Origin of the sequence: Plasticicumulans sp. (assembly GCF_035331805.1) — a bacterium.
Taxonomy (GTDB): Bacteria; Pseudomonadota; Gammaproteobacteria; order Competibacterales; family Competibacteraceae; genus Plasticicumulans.
In genome coordinates, this window is the sequence record NZ_DAOLKE010000147.1 from 1 (window position 1) to 8,482 (window position 8,482).

At 70.5% G+C, this 8,482-nt stretch carries 11 protein-coding genes; 10 read left to right on the plus strand and 1 reads right to left on the minus strand.

Annotation, left to right across the window (positions count from 1 at the left end; all coding sequences use genetic code 11):
- Nucleotides 1-214 precede the first annotated feature (214 nt).
- The 6 genes from rlmB to dnaB all read left to right on the plus strand — a co-directional run bounded on the left by rlmB (nt 215) and on the right by dnaB (nt 4,854).
- Nucleotides 215-964 (plus strand): 23S rRNA (guanosine(2251)-2'-O)-methyltransferase RlmB, encoded by a 750-nt coding sequence (rlmB, locus tag PKE44_RS11310; RefSeq protein WP_324551155.1) that lies wholly within the window; start codon nt 215-217, stop codon nt 962-964.
- 128 nt (nt 965-1,092) lie between these two features.
- Nucleotides 1,093-1,482, plus strand: coding sequence for a 30S ribosomal protein S6 (gene rpsF / locus PKE44_RS11315; RefSeq protein ID WP_324551157.1), 390 nt, complete (start codon nt 1,093-1,095; stop codon nt 1,480-1,482).
- A gap of 36 nt (nt 1,483-1,518) precedes the next feature.
- Nucleotides 1,519-1,743, plus strand: a complete 225-nt coding sequence (gene rpsR, locus PKE44_RS11320; RefSeq protein ID WP_324551159.1) for a 30S ribosomal protein S18 — start codon at nt 1,519-1,521, stop codon at nt 1,741-1,743.
- A gap of 94 nt (nt 1,744-1,837) precedes the next feature.
- Nucleotides 1,838-2,719, plus strand: a complete 882-nt coding sequence (locus tag PKE44_RS11325) for a DUF2232 domain-containing protein (protein ID WP_324551161.1) — start codon at nt 1,838-1,840, stop codon at nt 2,717-2,719.
- Between the two features lie 76 nt (nt 2,720-2,795).
- Complete coding sequence (rplI, locus tag PKE44_RS11330) at nt 2,796-3,242, plus strand: 50S ribosomal protein L9 (RefSeq protein WP_324551163.1); 447 nt, start codon at nt 2,796-2,798, stop codon at nt 3,240-3,242.
- A 205-nt stretch (nt 3,243-3,447) separates the two neighbouring features.
- A complete protein-coding gene (dnaB, locus tag PKE44_RS11335; RefSeq protein WP_324551165.1) occupies nt 3,448-4,854 on the plus strand; it encodes a replicative DNA helicase in 1,407 nt (468 codons plus the stop codon).
- A gap of 4 nt (nt 4,855-4,858) precedes the next feature.
- Here dnaB and PKE44_RS11340 read toward each other — a convergent pair whose 3' ends face one another.
- Nucleotides 4,859-5,182 (minus strand): hypothetical protein, encoded by a 324-nt coding sequence (locus PKE44_RS11340; RefSeq protein ID WP_324551167.1) that lies wholly within the window; start codon nt 5,180-5,182, stop codon nt 4,859-4,861.
- A 396-nt stretch (nt 5,183-5,578) separates the two neighbouring features.
- On the opposite strand from PKE44_RS11340, the gene PKE44_RS11345 reads away from it, so the two are divergent.
- The 4 genes from PKE44_RS11345 to PKE44_RS11360 all read left to right on the plus strand — a co-directional run bounded on the left by PKE44_RS11345 (nt 5,579) and on the right by PKE44_RS11360 (nt 8,482).
- Nucleotides 5,579-6,586: a class 1 fructose-bisphosphatase gene (locus PKE44_RS11345; RefSeq protein ID WP_324551170.1), complete on the plus strand. Its 1,008-nt coding sequence runs from the start codon at nt 5,579-5,581 to the stop codon at nt 6,584-6,586.
- Nucleotides 6,587-6,663: 77 nt separating this feature from the next.
- Nucleotides 6,664-7,449 (plus strand): glutamate racemase, encoded by a 786-nt coding sequence (murI, locus tag PKE44_RS11350; RefSeq protein WP_324551171.1) that lies wholly within the window; start codon nt 6,664-6,666, stop codon nt 7,447-7,449.
- Nucleotides 7,446-8,012, plus strand: a complete 567-nt coding sequence (gene ampD, locus PKE44_RS11355; RefSeq protein WP_324551173.1) for a 1,6-anhydro-N-acetylmuramyl-L-alanine amidase AmpD — start codon at nt 7,446-7,448, stop codon at nt 8,010-8,012. Before murI ends, ampD begins: the two co-directional genes overlap by 4 nt.
- Nucleotides 8,013-8,017: 5 nt before the next feature.
- Nucleotides 8,018-8,482 carry a YaiI/YqxD family protein gene (locus PKE44_RS11360; protein ID WP_324551175.1) on the plus strand — a complete coding sequence of 155 codons (465 nt, stop codon included), beginning with the start codon at nt 8,018-8,020 and terminating at the stop codon, nt 8,480-8,482.

Below are 8,482 nucleotides of genomic sequence, written 5' to 3' on the forward strand. Positions count from 1 at the left end.
GCCGGCGTCGGCATCGGCCTGCCGCCGACGCCGCGCAAGCCGGCATGAAATCGATCTTGCGCCCGTCGCGTGCCGCCCGGGATGACGGCGGCAAGCCGCCGGCGCGCGGGGGCGCGGGCGGTCCGTACCGCAAGCGCCGGCGCTGAAGCCGGACCCGATCCCTGAACGATGAACCGCTGCGTGCCGTTGGCACGCGGCCCGGAGTCCTGCCGACATGAGCGAGGAACTGATCTACGGCCTGCATGCGGTCGGTGCGGCGCTGCGTCACGAGCCGCAGCGGCTGCGCGGCCTGTGGGTGGACCGGCGCCGGCGCGATGCGCGCATCAGGGAACTGCTGGCGCTGGCCGAAGCCGCCGGCGTGCGGGTCTACGCCGAGGACGCCGAAGCGCTCGATCGCCAGTGCGGTGGCGAGCGCCACCAGGGCGTGTTCGCGCGCATGAAGGCCGCTGAACGCCAGTGGCGCGAGGACGAACTCGACGCGCTGCTCGATGCCATCGAGGGGCCGGCGCTGCTGCTGGTGCTCGACGGCGTGCAGGACCCGCACAACCTCGGCGCCTGCCTGCGCTCGGCCGACGCCGCCGGCGTGCACGCGGTGCTCGCCCCGAACGACCGCGCCGCCGGCCTGACGCCGACCGTGCGCAAGGTGGCCTGCGGCGCGGCCGAGCACGTGCCGTTCATCCCGGTCACCAACCTCGCGCGCACGCTGCGCGAGCTGAAGCAGCGCGGCATCTGGCTGGTCGGCGCCGCCGGCGAGGCCGAGGCCGATCTGTATGCGATGGATCTCGCCGGGCCGGTGGCGCTGGTGCTCGGGGCCGAGGAAAAAGGCCTGCGCCGGCTGACGCGCGAGGAATGTGACTACCTGGCGCACATCCCGATGACCGGCACGGTCGAGAGCCTGAACGTCTCGGTCGCGACCGGCGTGTTCCTGTTCGAGGCGCTGCGCCAGCGCCGCGCGCGGCGCTGAAAGCCGGCGCCGCGGCTTGCCCGGGCGCGGACAACTCCATACACTGCGCGGCTTTTCCGGTCCGACAGGGCCGACTCCTTGCCGCACCGGACCGCCGGGCGGCTGTTTTTCATCCGTAAGGAGCTTCGATGCGTCACTACGAAATCGTTTTCCTGGTCCACCCGGACCAGAGCGAGCAGGTGCCGGCGATGATCGATCGTTACCGGTCGATGATCGAGACCGACGGCGGTGCGATCCACCGTCTCGAGGACTGGGGCCGCCGCCAGCTGGCCTATCCGATCAACAAGGTGCACAAGGCGCACTATGTGCTGATGAACGTCGAGTGCAGCCAGGCCGTGCTCGACGAGATCGAGAGCGCGTTCCGCTTCAATGATGCGGTGCTGCGCAACCTGATCATCAGCCGTCCGGGTCCGGACACCGAGGCTTCGCCGCTCGCCAAGTCCCGCGAGGGCCGCGAGGAGCGCGAGTCGCGTCACGACGACGTCGCCGCCGAAGTCGACGCCTCCGACGACGAATAAGCCGTCCGCCTTCCACGCACCAGGATCGAATCCGCCATGTCCCGCTTCTTCCGTCGCCGCAAGTACTGCCGCTTCACCGCCGAAGGCGTCACCGAGATCGATTACAAGGATCTCGGCACGCTGAAGAACTACATCACCGAGACGGGCAAGATCGTGCCGAGCCGCATCACCGGCACGAAGGCGCGCTACCAGCGCCAGCTCGCCACGGCGATCAAGCGCGCGCGTTTCCTCGCGCTGCTGCCCTACACCGACCGTCACTGAGCGGCGCTGCGAACGCCGGTACCGGGTTGATCCGGTTCCGGGCGGTCGCGGCCTGCGGGCGGGTTCATTCATGACAGGTATCGCGTCGCGGGTGATGGCAGGACGGCTGCCGGCCGTGCTGATCGTCGTCGCGACGATGTTCGTATCGCTGCTGCTGCCGCCGGTGCTGCTGCTCTCGGGCGCGGCGCTGGCGCTGGTGACGCTCAGGCGCGGGCCGTACGAGGGTGCGCTGATCCTCGGCGCCGCCAGCGTCGCGGCTTTCGTGCTCGGCTGGCTGCTGTTCGGCCATCCGGGGCCGCTCGCCGGCGTGCTGCCGGGCTTCTGGCTGCCGGTCTGGGGACTGGCGGCGGTGCTGCGGGCGACGGTGTCGCTCGCGGCGGCGTTCGCGGTCGCGGCCGGCCTCGGCTGGCTGGTGGTCACCGGCTTTTATGCGCTGCTCGACGATCCGGCCGGCTGGTGGCAGGGCTGGCTCGCCGAGTTGCTGAAGCCGGCCTTCGAGCAGGCCGGCGCCGGCAGCGACGCGGTGCAGGGTCTCGACCGGCTGATCGCCTGGGTCGCGCCGCTGATGCCGGGGATGCTGGCAGCCAACGTCGTGTTCTCGGCGCTGGTGGCGCTGCTGATCGGGCGCTGGTGGCAGGCGCGGCTGTACAACCCGGGCGGTTTCCGCAGCGAGTTCCACGGCCTGCGCCTCGGACGCGGGCTGGCGCTGCTGACGATCGTCACCGGCGCGGCGGCCTTCGCGAGCGGCGCGCTCTGGCTGCAGTGTCTGGCGCTGCCGCTGGCGGTGGTCTGGCTGCTGCAGGGGCTCGCGGTGCTGCACGGGCTGGCGCTGCTGCGCGGCTGGTCGCCGTGGGCGCTGGTGCTCGTGTACGTGCTGCTGCTGCTGTTGCTGCCGCAGGCCGTCGCGCTGCTCTGCCTGCTCGGACTGATCGATACCTGGATGAACCTGCGCGCCCGTGCCGCGCCCCCGGGATGAATGCCCGTACCGAACGAATCGCCTGATCCGCCCAACCGTACATTCACGCACTGTCCACGCATTCGGAGTTCCGACGATGGAAGTCATCCTGCTCTCGAAGGTCGAAAACCTCGGCAACCTCGGTGACCGCGTCACCGTCAAGTCCGGTTACGGCCGCAATTTCCTGATCCCGCGCGGCAAGGCCACCGAGGCCACGCCGACCAACGTCGCCCGCTTCGAGGCCCGCCGGGCCGAGCTGGAGGCCGCTGCGGCCGACATGCTCGCCAAGGCCCAGGCCCGCCGCGACCAGCTCGCCGACCTGCTGGTGACCATGGCCGCCAAGGCCGGTGCCGAAGGCCGGCTGTTCGGCTCGATCGGCCCGGCCGACATCGCCGATGTCGTCACCCACGCCGGCTACGAGCTGAAGAAGTCCGAAGTGCGCATGCCGGAAGGCCCGATCCGCCACGTCGGCGAGGTCGAGGTCGACGTGCACCTGCACACCGACGTGAACTTCAAGCTGCACGTCAACATCATCGCCGAGTAATCACCGGGCAGGACCGGCCCCGACGCAGTCGTCGCCGAAGTCCAGGCCCTCCGCGCGCGGCCCCGGCCGCCGACGTCCTGTGACGCCGGTGGCCGGGGCCGTTCGTCGTCTGCGGCACCGCCGGTACAGGCCTGTGCTAGATTCGCGGGCCGCCCGGTTGCGCCGGGCCGATCCGCTGCCTGCCTGACTTGCGAGGTCGCGCCGAGTGTTCCTGCCGTATCCGTCCGATGCTGCCGCCGTTGCCGATGCCGGCACCGAGGCGCTGCGTGTGCCGCCGCATTCGCTGGAGGCCGAGCAGGCCGTGCTCGGCGGCCTGATGCTCGACAACGCCGCCTGGGACACGGTCGCCGATCGCGTGGTCGAGGAGGATTTCTACCGCGGCGATCACCGGCTGATCTTCCGCGCCATCCGCACGCTCGCCGAGCAGGGCTCGCCGCTCGATGTGGTCACGCTCGCCGAATGGCTGGAGCGCAGTGCGCTGCTCGACGACGCCGGCGGCCTGCCGTATCTCGCGACGCTCGCGCGCGACACGCCGAGCGCGGCCAACATCCGCGCCTATGCCGACATCGTGCGCGAGCGTTCGGTGCTCCGGCAGCTGATCCGCGTCGGCACCGACATCGCCGGGCGCGCCTATCAGCCCGAGGGGCGCAGCAGCAAGGAGCTGCTCGACGAGGCCGAGCGCGAGGTGTTCGCGATCGCCGAGCAGGGCAGTCGCCAGAACCAGGGCTTCCAGCCGATCAAGGATCTGCTGACCAGGGCGGTCGATCGCATCGACACGCTGTTCGAGCGCGACGACCCGATCACCGGCGTACCGACCGGCTGGAACGAATTCGACGACATGACCGCCGGCCTGCAGTCCGGCGAGCTGATCATCGTGGCCGGGCGCCCGTCGATGGGCAAGACGACCTTCGCGATGAACATCGTCGAGCACGCGGCGATCAAGGAGAACCGCCCGGTCGCGGTGTTCTCGATGGAAATGCCGGCCGATCACCTGGCGCTGCGCATGATGTCCTCGCTCGGGCGCATCGACCAGCACCGCATCCGCACCGGCAAGCTGGAGGACGAGGACTGGCCGCGGCTGACCTCGGCCGTCAGCCTGCTCGCCGAGGCCAAGCTGTTCATCGACGACACGGCGGCGTTGAGCCCGACCGAAGTCCGCGCCCGCTGCCGGCGCCTGGCGCGCGAGCACGGCCAGCTCGGGCTGGTGATGCTCGATTACCTGCAGCTGATGCAGGTGCCGGGCAACTCCGAGAACCGTGCGACCGAGATCTCGGAAATCTCGCGCTCGCTGAAGGCGCTCGCCAAGGAGCTGCACGTGCCGGTGATCGCGCTGTCGCAGCTCAACCGCTCGCTGGAGCAGCGGCCGAACAAGCGGCCGGTGATGTCGGATCTGCGCGAATCGGGCGCGATCGAGCAGGATGCCGACCTGATCTGCTTCATCTATCGCGACGAGGTCTACCACCCGGACAGTGCCGACAAGGGCACGGCCGAGATCATCATCGGCAAGCAGCGCAACGGTCCGATCGGTTCGGTGCGCCTGACCTTCCTCGGCAAGTACACGCGCTTCGAGAACTTCATGCCCGACGTGTACGCGGCGGACGAGTACGCCTGAAGCCTCAGAGCCGCACGCCGGCGATCGTCAGCACCAGCAGCAGTGCCAGCACGATCGGAATCGCCAGCAGCGGCGCCCGCCCGAGCGTCAGCGTCAGCAGGTCGAGCGGCCGGCGGCGGTCCAGCGTCATCTGGTTGACCCACAGCGCCAGCCCGACGGTCGCGATCCACAGCGGGATGCTCATGAACGAGATCTGCGCCGTGTCGTAGATGTACGGGTTGATCAGCCAGGCCGGCCCGATCGAGACGGTCAGGGCGACGACGAACAGCACGAGGGTCAGGATGCCGAGCGAGCGGATCGAGCGTCGGTTGCGTGAAGTGAGGGGCATGGCGGCGGTACCAGATGCGGCAGCGGTGGGCACGGGGGGTCGTGCCAGATGCAGTTCCGGGCTCCCTGCCGGAGGTCATGCGGCGAGTGTGGGACAGAACGCCGGCGGCGGGAAGTCACGGTTTGCGGCACAACGTGACGTTCGCGCAATGAAGCGGCACAAAATCGCAACGATGGCCGGCGATCGCGCATCCGGGCCATGCCGGCGGTCCGTGTCCCGGCGCCGGTTCCAGGCCGTGTCGCATCCCGGTGGTCCCGGGCGGCGGGGCGCAGACCTTGTGGTAAAGTTTTCAGTCCCGCCGTCGGCCCGGGGGCAGGGTGCCCGCGTCGCATACCGTGCTCCTGGTCTCCGGACCGGAACTCTTCCGGCAGCGGCACCGTGTCGAAGGAATCCCCCATGCAAGTCGGAACCACCGTCACGCAGTTCATCATCGAGGAGCAGCGCCGGCATGCCCATGCGACCGGCGATTTCACCTCGCTGATCAACGATATCGTCATCGCCTGCAAGGCGATCGCGAACGCCGTCAGCCGCGGATCGCTCGCCGGCGTGCTCGGCCACGCCGGCACCGAGAACGTGCAGGGCGAGGACCAGAAGAAGCTCGACGTGCTCGCCAACGAAGCCTTCCTGCGCTGCAACGAATGGGGCGGGCGCGTGGCGGCGATGGCGTCGGAGGAAATGGACGACGTCTACAACCTGCCGGCCGTGTATCCGCGCGGCCGCTACCTGCTGCTGTTCGATCCGCTCGACGGCTCCTCGAACACCGACGTGAACGGCATCATCGGCACGATCTTCTCGGTGCTGCGCTGCCCGGACGGCGTCACCGAGCCGAGCGCCGAGCACTTCCTGCAGCCCGGCTCGCAGCAGGTCGCCGCCGGCATGGCGGTCTATGGTCCGCAGACGATCCTCGTGCTGACCACCGGCTACGGCGTCAACGGCTTCACGCTCGATGACACGATCGGCGAGTTCGTGCTGACGCATCCCGAGATGCGCGTGCCCGAGGACAGCGCCGAGTTCGCGATCAACGCCTCGAATCAGCGCCACTGGGAGCCGCCGGTGCAGCGCTACATCGACGAATGTCTGGCCGGCAGGGACGGCCCGCGCGGACGCGACTTCAACATGCGCTGGATGGGGGCGATGGTCGGCGATGTCTACCGCGTGCTCTGCCGCGGCGGCGTGTTCCTGTACCCGGCCGACGCCAAGACCGCCAAGAAGGGCGGCAAGCTGCGGCTGATGTACGAGGCCAATCCGGTGGCGATGCTGATCGAGCAGGCCGGCGGTGCGGCGAGCACCGGTCGCGAGCGCCTGCTCGACCTGCAGCCGGTCGGCCTGCACCAGCGCGTGCCGGTCATCGTCGGTTCGAAGCACGAAGTCGAGCGCATCGTCGCCTATCACCGCGAAGGCTGAGCATTCTGGACGGCACGACACTTGCGCCCGGGGCGCTGCCGCCGCCGGGCACCGGCGAGGCAGCCGCGCCGGTCGGCGTGTTCGATTCCGGCCTCGGCGGCCTGTCGGTGCTGCGCGAGCTGCGCGCGCAGCTGCCGCATGAGGATTTCCTGTACGTCGCCGATTCCGGCCACGTCCCGTACGGCGAGAAGTCCGACGCCTTCATCCGCGCCCGCACGCTCGCGATCGCCGGCTTCCTGCTCGAACGGCGCGCGAAGCTGCTGGTCGTCGCCTGCAACACCGCGACCGCCGCGGCCGTGCGCGAGCTGCGCGCCGGCTGCCCGGTGCCGGTGGTCGGCATGGAGCCGGCCGTGAAGCCGGCGGCGGCGGCGACGCGCAGCGGCACGGTCGGCGTGCTCGCGACCACCGGCACGCTGGCGAGCGCGAAGTTCGCGGCGCTGCTGGCGCGCTTCGGGCGCGACGTGCGCGTGCTGACCGAGCCCTGCCCGGGCTGGGTCGATCTGGTCGAGCGCGGCGACTGCAGCGGTCCGGCCGCGCGCGCGGCGGTCGCCCGTCACGTCGAGCCGCTGCTCGCGCAGGGCGCCGACACGCTGATCCTCGGCTGCACGCATTACCCGTTCCTGAAACCGCTGATTGCCGAGGTCGCCGGTCCCGGCGTGGCGCTGATCGATACCGGCGCGGCGGTCGCGCGGCACACGCGTGCCGTGCTGACGGCCGAAGGCCGGCTGGCGCCGGGGCCGCGACCGGGTAGCGAAGCCTTCTTCACCAGCGGCGAACCGGCCCGGCTCGGACCGGTGCTGGCGCGGCTCCGGGGGACTGCGGCGCGGCTCGATGCGCTGCCGGCGGCGGTGGCGAGGGCATGACGGCGGAAAGCCTGCGCATCGGGGCCGATGGCTGGTGTGCGGCCGCGCGCCGCTGTCCTTCGCCGAATCACGATGCGCGCCCGGAGGCAATGCCGGTCGAGCTGATCGTCATTCACGGCATCTCGCTGCCACCGGACGAGTTCGGCGGACCGTGGATCGATGCGCTGTTCACGAACACGCTGCCGGCCGATGCCCACCCGTATTTCCGCGACATCGCGGCGCTGCGGGTGTCGGCGCATTTCCTGATCCGGCGCGACGGCGCACTCGTGCAGTACGTGCCCTGCGGCGAACGCGCCTGGCACGCCGGGGCCTCGCAGTGGCGCGGGCGCACGCGCTGCAATGATTTCTCGATCGGCATCGAGCTCGAAGGCAGCGACACGACGCCGTACACCGATGCCCAGTACACGACGCTGGCAGCGCTGATCCCGGCGCTGCGCCGCGCCTGTCCGCAGATCGGCGCCGATGCGCTCGCCGGTCACTGCGACATCGCGCCGGGCCGCAAGACCGATCCGGGGCCGGCCTTCGACTGGCCGCGCCTGCATGCGCTGCTGGCGGCAACATGAACAACATGAAGCCGCTGCCGAAGCTGATGATCGACGCCGATGCCTGTCCGGTGCCGGTGCGCGAGATCTGCGTGCGCGCCGCGCGGCGGCTCGAACTCGAACTGCTGCTGGTCGCCAATCAGCCGCTGCCGCGCCCGAAGCTCGCGCGGGCGCGGGTGGTGACGGTCGCCGCCGGCTTCGATGCCGCCGACGACTGGCTGGTGGAAGCGGCCGGGGCCGGCGACGTGGTCGTCACCGCCGACATTCCGCTCGCGGCGCGGCTGGTCGCGAAGGCCGTGCATGCGATCAACCCGCGCGGCACGCTCTACACGCCGGCCAACATCGGCGAGGCGCTGTCGCTGCGCGACTTCATGGACGGCATGCGCAGCGCCGGGCTCGCGCAGTCGCGCAGCGCCCCGTACGGCGAGCGCGACCGCCAGCAGTTCGCCTCGGCCCTCGATCGCGTGCTGACGCAGGCGCTGCGCGGCTGA